Source organism: Stenotrophomonas sp. A3_2 (assembly GCF_036624925.1).
Lineage (GTDB): Bacteria > Pseudomonadota > Gammaproteobacteria > Xanthomonadales > Xanthomonadaceae > Stenotrophomonas > Stenotrophomonas hibiscicola.
Genome location: NZ_JAZKVY010000009.1, coordinates 1 through 326 on the forward strand (window position 1 = coordinate 1; position 326 = coordinate 326).

Here is a 326-nt window from a genome sequence, read left to right on the forward strand (position 1 = left end):
TCTATTTCGACCGGCTGCGGCCGGAGGACCGGGTGGCGGTGAAGCCGCATGCGAGCCCCGTGTTCCATGCGGTGAATTACCTGCTCGGCCGGCAGAGCGTGGAGAAGATGGCGGGCTTACGCCAGTTCGGCGGCGCGCAGGCCTATCCGAGCCGGGTGAAGGACGGGGCGGAGGTGGATTTCTCCACGGGTTCCGTGGGGCTCGGGGTGGCGATCACCAGCTTCGCGTCCTTGATACAGGACTACGTGCATCTGCATCGGTTCCGCGACGATCTGCCGGCGCCGGGGCGGCATATCGCGATCGCGGGCGACGCGGAGCTGGATGAG

The 326-nt window shown here is 67.5% G+C and carries 1 pseudogene; it reads left to right on the forward strand.

What is annotated here, in order from left to right:
* Positions 1–326, forward strand: a pseudogene (locus R5H29_RS00030) (pyruvate dehydrogenase); the annotation flags it as partial.